This window comes from Sphingomonas sp. UV9 (assembly GCF_004101245.1).
GTDB lineage: Bacteria > Pseudomonadota > Alphaproteobacteria > Sphingomonadales > Sphingomonadaceae > Sphingomonas.
In genome coordinates this window covers 1,231,277-1,247,539 of record NZ_SCIN01000001.1, presented here as the reverse complement: position 1 = coordinate 1,247,539, position 16,263 = coordinate 1,231,277, and the positions used below count along the sequence as shown (strand labels likewise).

The following is a 16,263-nucleotide window of genomic DNA, read 5'->3' as shown; positions in this document are numbered from 1 at the left end:
TCGCGCCTTCGCGTGATCACTAGATCTTCCAGCCGCTATGAATCGCAACCAGCCCACCCAGCAGAGGCTCGACCTTGGTCTGCACGAAACCAGCATCGGCGATCATGCCCTTGAACTTGGGCATGTCGGGGAAGCGGCGGATCGATTCGATCAGGTAGCGGTAGCTGTCGGCGTCCTGCGCCAGCAACTGGCCGAGCTTCGGCACCATCTTGTGCGAATAGGCGTCGTACACTTCGGCGAACCCCGGCCAGACGGTGGTCGAGAATTCGAGGCAATAGAACCGCCCGCCACGCCGCAGGACGCGGTGCGCCTCGCGCAAGGCCTTGGGGATGTCGGTGACGTTCCGGATGCCGAACGCGATCGTGTAGGCGTCGAAGAACCGGTCGGGGAAGGCCAGCGTCTCGGCGTTCGCCTCGGTCCAGACCAGGCCGTCGAGGCCGCGCTTCTGTGCGCGTTCCATGCCGACTTCGAGCATCTGCGGGTTGATGTCGGCGACCGTGATCGAAGCGCCCGACGGCTCCATGCGGAAGGCGATGTCGCCCGTGCCGCCGGCCATGTCGAGGATCTGCTCGCCTTCGCGCGGTTTGACGCGACGGACGAAGCGGTCCTTCCACAGCCGGTGCATGCCGCCCGACATCGCGTCGTTCATCAGGTCGTATTTCGACGCGACGTTGGTGAAGACGCCGCCGACGCGGGCGGTCTTCTCGGTGGCGGGGATATCCTCGTAACCGAAGGAGACGGTTTCGGGTGCGGGCACAATGTCGTTCATACCCTGCGCTCTAGCCGCGCCTTGTGGCGCGAGCAAACGCAACCTAGCTGCAAAGCGTGCCGGAATTACCAGAAGTCGAAACCACCGTGCGCGGGCTCGAACCCGTGCTGAAGGGCCAGCGCCTGACCTCGGTCGAGCCGCGTCGTGCCGATCTGCGCAAGGCGATACCCGTCGACCTGCGTCAGCGGATGACGGGGGCGACCGTGATGCAGCTGGGTCGGCGCGCGAAATACGGGCTGATCGAGACGGATCGGGGGGATACGCTGGTGTTCCATCTCGGCATGTCGGGGCGCTGGCGAGTCGATCCGAGCGAGATCCTGCCGCATGATCATCTGCTGGTCGCGACCGAGGCCGGGCGGACGGTGGCGCTCAACGATCCGCGGCGATTCGGCTTTCTCGATCTTTGGCCGACCGAGGATATCGCCAACTATCCGCCGTTCCTCAGCATGGGGCCGGAGCCGCTCGGGCCCGACCTGACGGCGGCGTATCTTCTGGCGGCGCTCGAAGGGCGGGGGGCGTCGATCAAGGCGATGCTGCTCGACCAGCGAATCGTCGCGGGGCTGGGCAACATCTATGTGTGCGAGGCGCTGCACATGGCGAAGATAGCGCCATCGCGCGCGGCTGGGCGGATCTCGCTGTTTCGACTCGAGCGGCTGGTGGAGGCGATCCGCACCGTGTTGACCGCCGCTATCCTTGCCGGCGGATCGTCGTTGCGGGACTTCGTCCAGCCCGACGGCGAACTCGGCTATTTCTCCAAGCAATGGCGAGTCTATGGGCGTGAGGGCGAGGCTTGCGACTGCGGGGCCCTCGTGAAGCGCCGTACCGAGGGCGGGCGGTCGACGTTCTGGTGTCCCAGATGTCAGCGTGGTTGACGATCACCGGCAAAGTCGGTAGGGCCGCGGCTTCGAGAGGGCGTAGGAGCAATCCGGCGCCCCTTTTTATTCATTCGAACATCCAGAGGGCTTCATGGCGAACACGCCGCAGGCGAAAAAGCGTATCCGTCGCAACGACCGTCGCGCGGAAGTGAACGGCAACCGAGTCGGCCGTATCCGTACCTTCATCAAGAAGGTCGAGGCTGCACTGGCATCGGGCGACAAGGGCGCAGCGACCACCGCACTCGCGGCCGCACAGCCTGAGCTGCAGCGTGGCGTCGCCAAGGGCGTGCTTCACAAGAACACCGCGAGCCGCAAGTTCGCGCGTCTGACCAAGGCCGTGACCGGGCTCGCCTAAGCGACCGTCGTCACTGTCGAAGCGGATCACCCGCCGGGCATTCCCGGCGGGTTTTTTGCGTCTGCGAAGGGAACCCTTTGGCGGCGCGCGCAACCCACGGATTCCCCACGATTCGAGCGATGTGGAATTGCGTCACGGGCATGACAGATTTGCAAAAAATGTGTGAACACAGCAACTTATAAAAATATCGACGCATTTCCGCGGCTTGTGCAAGTCAACCCGCTTTATTTCGGAAATGTGACGCGTACGGGTCTTGCTCGGATCGCCGATCGCTTCATAACGGGGGCCACAGCGACGGTGGTTTCCACCGCTGCCTTACAAACAGGGCGAAGATGCCGGATGACCCTTGTCGGTCGTCGGGGGGTCCATTTTCTGTCGGGACTATATCACCAGCGCGAGTGTCGCGCGGGGCCGGAGAAGTGTGCGCGTGACGAAGTGGCAGGGATCGACTGAACACGCGACCGAGGCCGAGAAGGCCTGGGTTCGTGTTCGGGCGTCGCTGCGCGAGTCGGCGGGGGTACGGCTGTTCGAGCAATGGCTGAAGCCGATCGAGCTGATCGCCGGCGCGGACCGCGACACGATCCGCCTCGCGCTGCCATCGGCGTTCATGACCAACTGGGTCCGCAACCATTATGCGGATCGGCTGGTGCTGGAATTCAAGCAGATCCTGCCGCACGTCCGCACGGTCCAGATCGAGACGCGGGCACCGGGTCGCGCAGCCGTCGTGCTGGCGATCGAGCCGGTCGCCGATATCGTCGCACCCAAGCCGGTTGCCGATCCCCTGCCGATCGCGGCCAAGCCGGTCGCCGAGCCCGTGCAGGCGTCGCTGAAGTTCGGCGTCGACCCGTCGTTGAAGCCGGCGCCGGCGGCTCCGGTCACTGCACCGGTCATCATGGGCGTTCCTGCCGAGCGGCCGCCGCTCGACCCGCGCTACACGTTTGCGCGATTCGTCGTCGATCCCTCGAACAAGGTCGCGTTCAATGCCGCCAAGGTGCTCGCCGAGCCGGGTCCGGTGCGGTTCAGCCCCTTGTTCCTCCACAGCGGCACGGGGCAGGGCAAGACCCACCTCATGCACGCGATCGGCCATGCGTTCCTCGAGCATAACCCGCATGCGGTCGTGCTGTGCATGTCCGCCGAGCGCTTCATGTACGATTTCGTCGCGTCGATGCGCGCGCGCGACACGCATGCATTCAAGCAGCGGCTGCGCGGCGCCGACCTGTTGCTGATCGACGATCTCCAGTTCATCGCGGGCAAGGACGCGACGCAGGAAGAATTCTTCCACACGGTCAACGAGATCATGGCGGCGGGCAAGCGGCTCGTCATTTCCGCCGATCGCTGCCCGCAGGCGCTGGAAGGTGTCGAGGCGCGGATCGTCAGCCGGATGGCGGTGGGGCTGGTCGCGGACATCAAGGCGCCCGACCTGACGCTGCGCCGGACGATCCTCGATCGCAAGCTGGTCGACCTGCCCGACATGCGCGTACCGACCGACGTGCTCGACCTGCTCGCCAGTCGGATCCATGCGAATATCCGTGAGCTCGAAGGTGCGCTCAACCGGGTGGTGGCGTATGCGCAGCTGACCGGGGACACGATCGACCTCGATTTCGCGGTGGCGACGTTGGGCGAAGTGTTGCGCGGTGCGCAGAAGCGCGTGACGATCGACGAGATCCAGAAGCTGGTGTCGGCGCATTTCGAGCTGAAGCCGCTCGACCTGATTTCCGCGCGGCGTGCGCGGGCGGTGGCGCGGCCGCGGCAGATCGCGATGTATCTGGCCAAGCGACTGACGACCCGGTCGCTGCCGGAGATCGGGCGGAAGTTCGGTGGGCGCGATCACTCGACGGTGATCCATGCGGTGCGCAAGATCGAGGAGCTGCGCGATTCGGATCGGGATATCGATGCGGCCGTGCGCGTGTTGATGCGCGAGCTCGAGGGCTAGTCTTCCCCCCCTTGTTCCCCCGCGAAGGCGGGAGCCCAGGCTGGGCCCCCGCCTCCGCGGGGGAACGGCTTCAGTTTGCGTTCGCTCACGACAACGCTCGTCACCCGCATTCTTACCGTCATCCCAGCGCAAGCTGGGATCTCGTCGTTTGGCGGGCGTCGCGTGTAGCGAAGGCAGACCCCAGCTTTCGCTGGGGTGACGGGTGTAGGTGGCGTGACGGGCGCGGGGGTGTCGCTTAGACTTGAAGCCCCATCGCGTCTTGCGTCCGTTTCAGGACCGGCGCGGCCAAGGCGCGTGCCTTCTCCGCACCCGCCTGCAGCACTGCCGTCACCGCACTGCGGTCATCCAGCAGCCGGACCATCTCGTCGCGGATCGGACCGAGCTTCGCGACCGCGAGATCCGCCAGCGCCGGCTTGAACGCGCCGAAGCCCTTGCCGCCGAACTCGCCCAGCACGGTCGCGATATCGCTATCCGCCAACGCTGCGTAGATCGTCAGCAGGTTGCGTGCCTCGGCCCGGTCGCCCAGCTCCTCGACCGTCGCCGGCAACACGTCGGGGTCGGTCTTTGCCTTGCGGAACTTGTCGGCGATGGTGTCGTCGCTGTCGATCAGCTTGACCACCGACTGCTCGGACGGGTTCGACTTCGACATCTTCGCCGAGGCATCGCGCAACGACATGATCCGCGGTGCGGCCTTGCTGATGAGCGGCGCGGGGAGCGTGAACAGGTCGACGCCGTAATCGCCGTTGAACTTCGTGGCGATGTCGCGCGCGAGTTCGAGATGCTGTTTCTGGTCCTCGCCCACGGGCACGTGAGTCGCGTTGTAGAGCAGCACGTCGGCGGCCATCAGCACCGGGTAATCGTACAGGCCGACGCTTGCGCCCTCGCGGTTCTTGCCCGCCTTGTCCTTGAACTGAGTCATGCGGTTCAGCCAGCCGACGCGGGCGACCGTGTTGAGCAGCCACGCCATCTCGCTATGCGCGGGGACGCGCGCCTGGTTGAAGAGGATCGACTTTGCCGGGTCGATTCCGGCGGCGATCATCGTCGCGGCGACTTCGATCGTGTGGTCGGCGAGTTCGGCGGGTGCGATCCATTCGGTCGGCGCGTGGAGATCGGCGATGAAGAACATCGACTCGCCGCCCTGCGCCGCGACGTCGTGCTGCAGCGCCACCCACTGTTTCACCGCGCCGAGATAATTGCCGAGGTGGAGATTGCCCGTAGGCTTGATGCCGGAAACAACGCGCATGGAAGGACCTATCGTGAACGACGCAGAAGCGTGGAGATGTCGCCCAGCCGGAACGCGCCGGTGAGCAAGGTCGCGATCGCATAGACGACCCCGCCGGTGGTCACCAGCACCAGCATCGCCCCCCAGCGCTGGATGCTGGTGCCGGTCACGAACGGCTGGAACAGGTCGTTCAGGAAGAACATCACGACGCCCATGATCAGCGCGGCGACGAGCAGCCGCCACGTCCGTCGCACCAGCCGCGCATCGGGCGTGAAATGACCACGGCGAACGAGCGTGCGATAGAGCATCGCGACGTTGACCGTGCTGGCGATCGCGGTCGCCAGCGGCGGGCCCATGTGGCCGAGCGGCTTGATGAAGGCGAGGTTGAGAACGAGGTTCACGACCATCGACATCGTCGCGTAGCGCACCGGCGTCTTCGTGTCGGAGCGCGCGTAATAACCGGGCGTCAGGACCTTCACGAGGATGTACGACGGCAGTCCGATCGAGAAGGCGGCTAAGGCTTGCGCGGTCAGTACGCTGTCGTTGAGCGCGAACTTGCCGTGCTGGAACAGCGCCCCGACGATCGGCACGCCGCAGACGATCAGCGCGACCGTCGCGGGTAGCGTGAGGAACAGCGCGAGTTCCATGCCGCGGTTCTGCGTCGTCATCGCCTCCGCATCCTCGCCGCGACCGAGCTGGCGCGAGATGGTGGGGAGCAGGACAGTGCCGAGACCGATCCCGATCAGGCCGAGCGGGAGCTGATTCAATCGGTCGGCGAAATAGATGTACGAGACCGATCCGGCCGGCAGCAACGCGGCGGCGAGCGCGGTCGAGACGACGAGATTGATCTGCACCGCGCCGGCCCCGGCCGCGGCGGGCCAGATCAGCGACATCAGCTTCTTCACGTCGGGATTGAGCTGCGGCCGTTTCAGGCGGAGCTTCACGCCGGATGCGCGACAGGCCCAGATCAGCCACAGAAGCTGCAACGCGCCCGACACCGTCACCGCGATCGCCTGGTTGCGCGCGGTCAGGAGCGGCTGGCGCTCGTGGAACAGCAGCAGGGCGGCGATCAGCGTCGCGTTGAGCAGGATCGGCGCGGCGGCGTTGATCCAGAATTTATGCAGCGAATTGAGGATGCCGCCGAGCAGCGAGACGAGGCTGATCAGCAGCAGATAGGGCAACGTGATCCGCGAAAGATGGACGACATAGTCGAACCGCTCCGCGCTCGCGCCATTGAACCCGAAGGTCAGCAGCCACGTCATCGGCCACGCGGCAAGCTCGAACAGCACCGTCATCGCGATCAACGTCGGCAGCAATACGGACAGCGCGTCCTCGGCGAACGTAATGCCGTCCGGCAGCCCGCGCCCGTCCTTCGCGCCGACCTTCCGATTGAACATCGGAATGAACGCGGCGGAAAATGCGCCCTCCGCGAAAAGCGCGCGGAACATGTTGGGGAGGCGGAACGCGATCAGGAACGCGTCCGATGCGAACCCGGCACCGACGAACCGTGCGAACAGCGAGTCGCGCAGCAGCCCCAGGACACGGCTGGCAAGCGTTAGCCCACCGACCGACCCCAGCGCCTTGGTCAGGTTCATCTACTCGCCCTCCGCCTCCGGTCGATCAGGCCTGGCCGAAATCGCCGACGTTCGGCTGGATGCCCTGCTGCTCCGACTGGGTCAGGTACAGCTGGCCGAAATCGATCGGCTCGAGCAGCAGCGGCGGGAAGCCACCGTCACGGACCGCATCCGACAGCACCCGGCGGGCGAACGGGAACAGCAGGCGCGGGGCCTCGCCCAGCAGGAACGGCTGGACATGCTCCGCGGGGATGTTGCGCAGGCCGAACAGGCCGGCGTAGGAGAGGTCGACGATGAACGCGACCTGCCCGTCGGTTTCGGCGCGGACGTCGATCTTCAGCACGACCTCATGCACTTCGTCGCCGACCTGCGCCGCACCGATGTTGAACTGCACGTCGATCGCCGGCGGGGTCTGGTTCTGGTAGACGGCGGGGGCGTTCGGGTTCTCGAACGACAGATCCTTGACGTATTGCGAGATCAGGCCGGCGGCGGGGATCGTGTCCTCGCCGTTCACGAGCTGGTCGCCCATCTGGTCGGGCGCGGTCACGCCATTGTCCTGATCATCCATTCGTCGTGTCCTTGCGAAGAAGCGTGAGATAGGGACCGAAGCGGGACGCTTGCGCGTTCATGTCGGTCAGAGGGCTGCGAGTAGCAGTGCCGACCGGGCGTTTCAACGGGCCCGGGTTTGAATAAGCGCAGCTTTGGCCTATGTTAGCCCGAAGATCGGAGGCACGGTTGTTTTACGTAGTTCTTCTCGCGATGGTTGCAGGCTTCTTGGCGATGCGACTGTATAGCGTGCTCGGCAAGCGGACGGGGCATGAACAGCCCTTGCCGCGCGCGGCCGAGGACCGTCCTGCGCTCGCCGCCGTTCCACGAACGGTGGATGCGACGCCTGAACCCCGCGAGGTCGTCAGCCGCAACATCGAACCGCAGGCCGAAGCTGGCCTGCGATCGATCGTCGCCAGCGAACCCGGGTTCGACGTCAACCAGTTCCTTGAAGGCGCGCAAGGCGCATACCGCATGGTGCTCGAAGCCTTCTGGAAGGGCGACGAGGAACAACTCGGCTATCTCGCCGAGGACGACGTTCGCGCGGCCTTCGCCGAAGCGATCGCAGCGCGGGTCGCGGCGGGCGAAGTGCTCGACAACCGTCTTGTATCGATCGAGCGCGCGGTGATTTCCGATGCGAGCGTTTCGGGGCGCGATGCGCGGATAACGGTACGGTTCGACGCAGACATCGCCGCCGTCACGCGTGACGGCGAGGGCAATGTTCTGGCCGGATCGCTGACCGATGCGGTCGAGACGCACGACGTCTGGACCTTCGCACGGACGCTGAAAAGCAGCGATCCGAACTGGAAGCTTGCCGACACCGACGAGGCTTGATCGTGCGCTTCAGGGGGGCGGGGCTCGGCGGGATAGGTCTTTCGCTGCTATTGAGCGCGTGCGTCGGCAGCGTCGAGCCGCCGCGCTCGGGCCCCGCGCCGGTCGATCGTGGCGGCAACGCGGGTCGCGAAACACCTGCAGGGCCGGTGCGGGTGCATCCCTCGCGCGATACCGGCGCTTCGCCCAACATCCGCGGCATCCAGATGCCGGCGCGGATCGTCGGCGCGGTGCCGATGTTGCCGCTCCCAGTCCTTGCTCCGACCGCACCGACCAACGCGGTAACCGCTGGCGTCACTGCGGGACCGCCGATCGCGAGCTTGCCGATCGACGAGATCCAGGCGCAGTCGGCGCTCTCCGCCTATATCACGAGCTGCCCGTCGCTGATGCGCCGCACCGATACGTCGGGCTTGACGCGCGGCGCCGACTGGCAGCCGGCCTGTGCGGCGGCGGCTTCGGTCGCGCGCGGCGGTGCCCGCACCTTTTTCACGCAGTGGTTCGAAGCGGTGCAGGTCGGCGACGGCAAGGCGTTCGCGACGGGCTATTACGAGCCGGAGATCGCGGGCTCGCTCGAGCGTCGTGATGGCTATGCGCCGATCTACGGGCGGCCGAACGACCTGATCGACGTCGATCTCGGCACGTTCTCGACCAGTTTGAAGGGCAAGAAAGTCCGCGGTCGCGTCGATCGCAGCAATCTGGTGCCCTATTACGACCGTACCGCGATCGAGCAGGGCGCGCTTTCGGGGCGGGCTCCGATCCTCGCCTGGGCGCGCGATCCGGTCGAATTGTTCTTCCTGCAGATCCAGGGGTCGGGGCGGCTTCGGTTGCCCGACGGCGAGATATTGCGGATCGGTTATGCAACGCAGAACGGTCGCGATTACACCGGCATCGGTGCTCTGATGAAGTCGCGCGGTCTGCTGCAACCGGGCCAGACCTCGATGCAGGGGATCGTCGCCTGGCTCCACGCGCATCCGGCCGAAGGGCAGGCGATCATGCGCGAGAACAAGAGTTTCGTGTTCTTTCGCGAGTTGGAGGGGGCACCCTTGGGGGCACTCGGCCTGCCGGTCACCGGGCAGGTGAGTGCGGCGGCGGACGTCAAGTTCGTGCCATTGGGCGCGCCCGTATTCCTGTCGCTCGACCGGCAGGATGCGAGCGGTTTGTGGGTCGCGCAGGATACTGGCGGCGCGATCAAGGGCAGCAACCGCTTCGACACGTTCTGGGGCGCCGGCCCGGCCGCCGAGTCGACCGCAGGCGGCATGGCGGGGCGCGGAACCGCGTTCCTGTTGCTGCCGATCGGCACCGTCCAGCGTCTCAATGGCCAAGCGAATGGGGCGCAATATGGCGGGCCGACCCCTCAACCCTGACGAGGCGCAACTCTGGGCGCGGGTGATGCAGACCGTTCGGCCGATGCGCGCGGTCGCGGTTCGCATCCCGGATCTCACGCCGCTGCCGGCTCCGCCCAAGCCGTCGATCGGGCCCAACGGCAAGATCGTCCCCCCGCCGCCCGCGCCGATGGGCCGGGTAAAGCCTATCGTCCGCACCATCGTCACGCCCTTCGCCAGCCGGCCGGGGGCGAAGCCGGTGGTGGCACCGCGGCCGGTCGCCAAGCCGATTACCGCGAATACGCTCGATGGCGGCTGGGACAAGAAACTGGTGCGCGGCGCGGTGATCCCCGACAGCTCGATCGATCTGCACGGGCATACGCTGGCGTCGGCGCATGCGATGCTCGATGTCGGGCTGGGGCGGGCGATCGCGCGCGGGGATCGCGTACTGTTGCTGGTGACGGGCAAGCCGCCGCGGCCCGAGAGCGAGCGTCCGCATGCGCGTGGCGCGATCCGGTCGGCGGTGGCGGACTGGCTGGCGGGCTCGCGTCACGCGGACTCGATCGCCGCCGTTCGGGGGGCGCATCCGCGGCATGGCGGCGCGGGGGCGCTGTATATCGTCCTGCGCCGAGGGCGCGATTAGGCGACATTAGGGCTAATCCTCCCCCGCTAGGGGGAGGTGGCTGGCTCTCGCCAGACGGAGGGGGAGGTGAGGGAGAACCGCTGTTGCGTGTTCCTCCCCCTCCGTCGCCTTCGGCGCCACCTCCCCCTGGCGGGGGAGGATTTGGATACTGCGTCGCTTATTTATCGCAACGCCCGGTCGATCACACCTGCGTAGATATCCGTCAGCGTCAGCAGATCCTCGACCGCGACGGCTTCGTCGACCTTGTGCATCGTCGCGTTGATCAGGCCGAACTCCACCACCGGGCACAGCTTCGACAGAAAGCGGGCGTCGGAGGTGCCGCCGGTGGTCGACAGCTCCGGCGTGACCCCGGTCGATGCGAGGATCGCCTCCGAGAGCAATGTGGAAAACGCGCCCGGCTCGGTCAGGAAGGCTTCACCGGAGACCTTGCCGGTTATCGCCACATCAGGCGCATGGCGTTCGGCGATCGTGCGGATGCGCGCGATCAGCTCCGGCCCGCGATGACGGTCGTTGAACCGGATGCTGAGTCGCGCCGACGCCTTGGCCGGGATGACGTTGTGCGCGGGGTTGCCGACGATGATGTCGGTGACCTCGATGTTCGACGGCTGGAACCAGTCGGTCCCCTCATCGAGCACGACGTCTTCGATCTCGGCGAGGATCGCGATCAGGCGCGGGATCGGATTATCAGCGAGATGCGGGTAGGCGACATGGCCTTGACGCCCCGGCACGTCGATCCAGATGTTGACCGAACCGCGTCGCCCGATCTTCACCATGTCGCCGAGCCGCGCGGTCGAGGTGGGTTCGCCGACCAGGCACAGGTCGGGCACGATCCCCCTCGCGGCCATCCGCTCCATGAGCGCAACGGTGCCGTAGGTCGCCGGGCCTTCCTCGTCGCCGGTGATGATCAGCGACAGCGTGCCGGCATCGCTGCGGCTGGCGGCAGCCACGAATGCGGCAACCGCGCCCTTCATGTCGACCGCGCCGCGTCCGTAGAGCAGCCCGCCGCGGACTTCGCCGGACCAGGGCGAACCGGTCCAGCCCTCGCCCGGTGGCACGACATCGACATGGCCGGCGAACGCGAGATGCCGCGGTCCGGTCCCGCGTGTGGCGAGCAAATTCTCCACTGGTCCGTCCGGCGCTTCACCGACAACGAACCGATCGACCGCGAAGCCGAGCGGCACCAGCGCCGCCTCCAGGACATCGAATACCGCACCGCGCGCGGGCGTGACGCTATCTGCGCGCAGCAGCGCCTGAGTTAGCGCGACGGCGTCGATCATGCGGTTGCGGTTGCGGGCTGCTCATATTGTTCGAGCACCCATTCCTCTTCCTGTGCGGCCGCGATCCAGTCCTGCATGAAGGGATGCTCGAACATCGCCTGCATATAGCCGCCGGCAAAGCGCGCGATCGGCAACTGGTAGGTCACGATCCGCGTCACGACCGGCGCGAACATGATGTCCGCCGCGCCGAACTGGCCGAACAGGAAATCGCCGCCGCCGCCGAAGCGTGCGCGCGCCTGTGCCCAGATCTCCATGATCCGCTGCAACTCGGCGAGCACGTCGTCGTCGGGCGTGCGCGCCGGGAACACCTGGCGGACGTTCATGCTGTGCTTGCGACGCAGCGCGGCAAAGCTCGAATGCATCTCCGCCGCCATCGACCGTGCCATCGCGCGTGCGGCATTGTCCTCGGGCCAGAAGCGCTCGCGCCCGACCTTGTCGGCGAGATAGTCGACGATCGCCAGGCTGTCCCAAACGACTGCGTCGCCGTCCCACAGGATCGGCACCTTGCCCGACGACGGCGCGAACTCGTTCCCTGAGCGGCGCTTTTCCCAATCGGCGTCGTACATCGGCACGACCACCTCCTCGAACGGCAGTCCGGACTGCTTGCACGCGAGCCAGCCGCGCAGCGACCAGGAGGAATAGGCCTTGTTGCCGATGATCAGTTTCATGCGCGCGGTGCTAGGCGAGGGGGCGACAAGAGGCAATCGCCCCGCTTGCAGATCGGGCTCGACGCGTCCGTATCAGAACAGGCCTGGTACCTCGCGCTGAGCGGTGCCGGGACGATCCGGCATCAGCAGATCGCGCCGCGTCTCGGCGGTACGGAACGATCGTGCATTCGCAGCGCCCGTGATCGGCGTACAGCTCCGCCCGGCCAGAAAGTTCAGGGCCTGGCGCGTGGACGATTCGAGCGGGTCGCCGAGCTGGTAGCCGATATCGTCCGACGCCTGACAGGACGCCTCGACCTTGGTCGCCAGTCCGTCATAATAATCGCCGCTGCGTGCAGCGTTCTGGGTCGCCAGTGCCACCACGCGCAGGCGATCATCGCATGCTTCCTTGTCGAGCGCGATCTGACCGACCGGCTTGCCGTAGGTGTTGGTGCCGATCAGACCGGCATTGGTGTGCAGGTATGGCGTGAACGCGTTGATCACCAGTTCGCTCGCCGAGGCCGTGCCGCCCGTGCCGATGAATGCGATCCGCGTCGGCGCGATCGATTCGGGCTGCGGCGCGAAGAAGCGGGTCGTGTTGTTCGAGGCCTTCTCGGTGCGGAAGGTGACATAGTCGAAGACTTCGGAGGTCGACCGGGCACCGCCGAGCAGGTCGCCCAGATATTCCGCCGTCTCGATCAGGCCGCCGCCGTTGTAGCGCAGATCGACGATCACCTTGGTAACGCCTTTCGCGCGGAAATCGGCAAAGGCGGTCTTCAGCGCGGGCTCCGCGGTTTTGATGAACGTCCGCAGATTGATGTAGCCGACGTTCTGCCCGCCATCCTGAATGATCTTCGCACCATAGCGGGTCGAGACCGGCAGCAGCGAGAAGTCGGTCTTGGTGACGGTGACGGTACGCGTACCGGCCGCGTCGTTGATCTGCATGACCCGCGAGGTTCCGGCGGTATCGGGGCCGAGCGCGGTCGTGAGTCCGGCCGTGCCCTCTGCGGCGACGATCGCACCGATGGTCCGCAGCGTGGCGGACGTCGTACCGATCGCCAGTATCTCCGTGCCGCGATCGATCCCTGCCGCAAGCCCCGGCGCGCCTTCGAACGACTCCGCCGAGAACAGGCGCTGGCCGCTCTGATCCAGCGCAAAACGGATCCCGAAGCCTGCGCTGGATCCGGAATTATAATAGGCGTTCTCTTCCTTGATCGACGTCAGATAGGTGAAATACCGGTCCTTCCGCTGCGCTCGCGCGGTGGCGGTCAGCGCGTCGATATAGTCGTCGACCGTGGTGTAGGACGCGGGGCTGAGCGTCGCGGGCAGCGTGTCCGGGAACAAATACCATTCGCGCAACTGCGCCGCGGCCCAATCCTGGCGCTCGCGCAACGAGCATCCTGCGGACACCGTCGGCGTCGGCGTCGCCGTTGGTGAGGGCGTATTCCCGCCCGTCGAAGTCGTACCGCCGTCACTACCCCCGCAGCCCGACAGCATCGCAGCCATCGCCAGCATCGCCCCAACACGCCTACGCATCCCCACTCCCCTTTTACAGGAAGCTACGGAGTTTGAGGGACACTGTCAGCCGGAAACCGAAGATCGATCCGCAACCGTTCTTTTAGCTGACCGCTTCGACCACCGCCGCGCGGAGTTCGGGGATACCCATGCCGTACTCGCTCGACGTGACGAGGATGTCCGGATGCGCCGCGGGACGCTTGCGGGCCTCGATGGCCGTGCGCTCGGTGACTTCGGCGAGTTCGGACGCCTTGATCTTGTCCGCCTTGGTCAGCACCATCCGGTAGCTGACCGCGGCCTTGTCGAGCATTTCGAGGATCTCGCGGTCGACGTCCTTGATGCCGTGACGCGAGTCGATCAGCACGAGCGCACGCTTCAATACGTCACGGCCGCGCAGGAAGTCGTTGATCAGGAAGCGCCATTTCTTGACGACGTCCTTGGGGGCCTTGGCAAAGCCGTAGCCGGGCATGTCGACGAGGCGGAACGCCAGCGGTGCGCCGACCTCGAAGAAGTTCAGCTCCTGCGTCCGGCCCGGCGTGTTCGACGTGCGCGCCATCGAGTTGCGGCCGGTGAGCGCGTTGAGCAGCGACGACTTGCCGACGTTGGATCGACCCGCGAACGCCACCTCCGGCACCGACGCGTCGGGCAGGAATTCGAGCGTCGGTGCGGACTTCAGGAAGCCGACATGCCCGGCGAACAGTTTGCGCGCATGCTCCAGCTGCTCGGCGGTGAACGGCGCGTCGGTCTTCTCCAGGTCTGGACCTAAGTTAGGGACATCGTTCACTTGGTCACCGGTACTTTCAGGCCCGGATGGCGGGCATAGAGCAGCTTCTGCTGGATGATCGTCAGGACGTTCGACGTGATCCAGTACACCTGGAGGCCGACCGCAAACGGCGCCATCACGAACATCAGCACCCAGGGCAGCAGCTTGAAGACCTGCTTCTGCGTGTCGTCCATCGGCGTCGGGTTCAGCTTGAACTGGAAGTACATGCTGATTCCCAGGATGATCGGCACGACGCCGATCGCGATCATGTGCGGCGGCGTGAACGGCAGCAGGCCGAACAGGTTGAGCGGCGTCAGCGGATCGGGCGCGGACAGATCCTTGATCCACGCGACGAACGGCTGGTGACGCATCTCGATCGTCAGCATCAGCACCTTGTACAGCGCGTACATGATCGGAATCTGGAGCAGCGTCGGGGCGCAGCCGGCGAGCGGATTGACCTTCTCCGCCTTGTAGAGCGCCATAACCTCCTGCTGCATGCGGACCTTGTCGTCCTTATACTTATCCTGCAGCAGCTTCATCTTCGGCTGGACGGCGCGCATCGCGGCCATCGACTTGAACTGGCGCTGGGCGATCGGGAACAGCAGGCCGCGGATCGTGACCGTCAGCAGGATGATCGCGACGCCGAAGTTTCCGACCATGCGGAACAGCCAGTCGAGATAGTAGAAGATCGGCTTCTCGACGATGCGGAACCAGCCCCAGTCGATCGCGTAATCGAGCTTGGCGACGCCGCCGGCCTGATCGGTGTAGCGATCGAGCAGGCGGACTTCCTTGGCGCCGGCGAAGAAACGCGAGACCTGTGTGATCGACTGGCCGGGGGCGACCTGCTTGGGCTGGAGCGCGTAGTCGGCCTGATAGGCCTTGTTGGCGCCGGCGCGGAACTGGCCGTCGAACGCCTGGCCCTGGTCGGGAACAAGCGCGGTCAGCCAGTATTTGTCGGTGAAGCCGAGCCAGCCGCCGGTCGTCGTGAACTTCTGCGCGGCCTCGTCGATATCCTTGTAATTCGGACGGTAATGCGCGCCGCCATTGTCGACCGACATCGGCCCGACATGGATCGTCATCGACGACGGGTCCTTCGAGATGCCGACCCGGTTGACGAGGCCGTACGTGGCGACGGGGACGGGCGCGGAGCCGGCGTTGAGGACGGTCTGGCGGACCGTGAACATGTAATCCTGGTCGACCGCGATCTGGATGCGGAAGCGCTGGCCGGTGGCGTTGGTCGCGTCGAGCGTGACCGGCGTGGTCGGCGTCAGCGTGGTGGCACCCGAGGGCGTCCAGACGGCATCCGCGGCGGGCGGGGCGAGGCCCTGCGCGCGCCAGCCGAAGCTCGCGAAATACGCGTCCGGCGCACCGGCGGGGGAGAGCAGGCGGATCGGCGGCGAGTTCTTCGCGACGGTCTCGTCATAGCCCTTGAGCACCAGATCGTCGATCCGCGCACCCTTCAGGTTGATCGAACCCGACACGCGGGGCGTCTCGATGCGAATGCGCGGGGTGCTCGCGATCACGGCGTTGCGGTCGCCGATGGCGGCGGCACCGTCGGCGGCGGGATCGGCCGCGGGGTTCGTCAGGGGCTTGGACTTGCCGCCCTCGATCCTTGTGACCGGCGGATTCGCGGTCGGGAAGAACTTGCCCTGGATCAGCGGCCATCCGAACAGGATCAGCGCCGCGATCACCGCGAACAGCACGAAATTCTGCTTGTCGTCTTTCACAGGGCGGCGTCTTTCAATTTCTTGTCGATGTCTGGGTCGTGGTCGGGAACCGGGTCAGGTCCGTACCCGCCCCACGGATGGCAGCGCGCTATGCGCTTCGCCGCCAACCAGCCCCCCTTGAGCGCGCCATAGCGCCCAACGGCCTCGATTGCATAGGCTGAACAGGAAGGATCGTAGCGGCAGCTCGACGGCAGGATGAGCGAGGGACCCAGTTGCCAGCCGCGCGCGAGGAGGATGAGGAGGCGGGCTAGCATGATGCGATCACCA

16 protein-coding genes are annotated in these 16,263 nt (G+C 66.0%); 6 read left to right on the top strand and 10 right to left on the bottom strand.

The features are described from left to right. Positions 1-19 precede the first annotated feature (19 nt). Positions 20-769 (bottom strand): class I SAM-dependent methyltransferase, encoded by a 750-nt coding sequence (locus EQZ23_RS05520; RefSeq protein WP_128453364.1) that lies wholly within the window; start codon positions 767-769, stop codon positions 20-22. Between the two features lie 56 nt (positions 770-825). On the opposite strand from EQZ23_RS05520, the gene mutM reads away from it, so the two are divergent. The 3 genes from mutM to dnaA all read left to right on the top strand — a co-directional run bounded on the left by mutM (position 826) and on the right by dnaA (position 3,932). Continuing rightward, positions 826-1,641, top strand: a complete 816-nt coding sequence (mutM, locus tag EQZ23_RS05515; protein ID WP_128453363.1) for a bifunctional DNA-formamidopyrimidine glycosylase/DNA-(apurinic or apyrimidinic site) lyase — start codon at positions 826-828, stop codon at positions 1,639-1,641. A gap of 94 nt (positions 1,642-1,735) precedes the next feature. Beyond that, on the top strand, positions 1,736-1,999 hold the full coding sequence (gene rpsT, locus EQZ23_RS05510) for a 30S ribosomal protein S20 (RefSeq protein WP_031394736.1): 264 nt from the start codon (positions 1,736-1,738) through the stop codon (positions 1,997-1,999). A gap of 427 nt (positions 2,000-2,426) precedes the next feature. Next, positions 2,427-3,932, top strand: a complete 1,506-nt coding sequence (gene dnaA, locus EQZ23_RS05505) for a chromosomal replication initiator protein DnaA (protein WP_128453362.1) — start codon at positions 2,427-2,429, stop codon at positions 3,930-3,932. 235 nt (positions 3,933-4,167) lie between these two features. Here the strand turns inward: dnaA and trpS are convergent, their stop codons facing one another. Genes trpS through secB form a run of 3 tightly spaced genes read right to left on the bottom strand, consistent with a single transcriptional unit; the run spans position 4,168 to position 7,296 of the window. Then, complete coding sequence (gene trpS / locus EQZ23_RS05500; protein ID WP_128453361.1) at positions 4,168-5,175, bottom strand: tryptophan--tRNA ligase; 1,008 nt, start codon at positions 5,173-5,175, stop codon at positions 4,168-4,170. Positions 5,176-5,183: 8 nt separating this feature from the next. Next, entirely contained in the window at positions 5,184-6,749 is a 1,566-nt protein-coding gene (gene murJ, locus EQZ23_RS05495; protein WP_128453360.1) for a murein biosynthesis integral membrane protein MurJ, read from the bottom strand. Between the two features lie 25 nt (positions 6,750-6,774). Beyond that, positions 6,775-7,296: a protein-export chaperone SecB gene (secB, locus tag EQZ23_RS05490; protein WP_128453359.1), complete on the bottom strand. Its 522-nt coding sequence runs from the start codon at positions 7,294-7,296 to the stop codon at positions 6,775-6,777. 167 nt (positions 7,297-7,463) lie between these two features. Here secB and EQZ23_RS05485 point away from each other — a divergent pair, with 167 nt between their 5' ends. Genes EQZ23_RS05485 through EQZ23_RS05475 form a run of 3 tightly spaced genes read left to right on the top strand, consistent with a single transcriptional unit; the run spans position 7,464 to position 10,070 of the window. Further along, entirely contained in the window at positions 7,464-8,108 is a 645-nt protein-coding gene (locus tag EQZ23_RS05485) for a Tim44/TimA family putative adaptor protein (RefSeq protein ID WP_128453358.1), read from the top strand. Between the two features lie 2 nt (positions 8,109-8,110). Beyond that, positions 8,111-9,469, top strand: a complete 1,359-nt coding sequence (locus EQZ23_RS05480; RefSeq protein WP_128453625.1) for a murein transglycosylase A — start codon at positions 8,111-8,113, stop codon at positions 9,467-9,469. Further along, a complete protein-coding gene (locus EQZ23_RS05475) occupies positions 9,444-10,070 on the top strand; it encodes a Smr/MutS family protein (protein ID WP_164913383.1) in 627 nt (208 codons plus the stop codon). The genes EQZ23_RS05480 and EQZ23_RS05475 overlap by 26 nt, the downstream gene beginning before the upstream one ends. Before the next feature lie 161 nt (positions 10,071-10,231). Here EQZ23_RS05475 and dapE read toward each other — a convergent pair whose 3' ends face one another. From dapE to yidD, 6 genes are all read right to left on the bottom strand, one after another. Then, entirely contained in the window at positions 10,232-11,347 is a 1,116-nt protein-coding gene (gene dapE, locus EQZ23_RS05470) for a succinyl-diaminopimelate desuccinylase (RefSeq protein ID WP_128453357.1), read from the bottom strand. Continuing rightward, a complete protein-coding gene (locus EQZ23_RS05465) occupies positions 11,344-12,015 on the bottom strand; it encodes a glutathione S-transferase (protein WP_128453356.1) in 672 nt (223 codons plus the stop codon). Before EQZ23_RS05465 ends, dapE begins: the two co-directional genes overlap by 4 nt. Before the next feature lie 72 nt (positions 12,016-12,087). Next, positions 12,088-13,527, bottom strand: a complete 1,440-nt coding sequence (locus tag EQZ23_RS05460) for a S41 family peptidase (RefSeq protein WP_240663281.1) — start codon at positions 13,525-13,527, stop codon at positions 12,088-12,090. 82 nt (positions 13,528-13,609) lie between these two features. Then, positions 13,610-14,260 carry a ribosome biogenesis GTP-binding protein YihA/YsxC gene (gene yihA, locus EQZ23_RS05455; RefSeq protein ID WP_128453623.1) on the bottom strand — a complete coding sequence of 217 codons (651 nt, stop codon included), beginning with the start codon at positions 14,258-14,260 and terminating at the stop codon, positions 13,610-13,612. 26 nt (positions 14,261-14,286) lie between these two features. Beyond that, complete coding sequence (gene yidC, locus EQZ23_RS05450; protein WP_128453355.1) at positions 14,287-15,996, bottom strand: membrane protein insertase YidC; 1,710 nt, start codon at positions 15,994-15,996, stop codon at positions 14,287-14,289. Further along, positions 15,993-16,250: a membrane protein insertion efficiency factor YidD gene (yidD, locus tag EQZ23_RS05445; protein ID WP_128453354.1), complete on the bottom strand. Its 258-nt coding sequence runs from the start codon at positions 16,248-16,250 to the stop codon at positions 15,993-15,995. The genes yidC and yidD overlap by 4 nt, the downstream gene beginning before the upstream one ends. Positions 16,251-16,263: the final 13 nt, after the last annotated feature.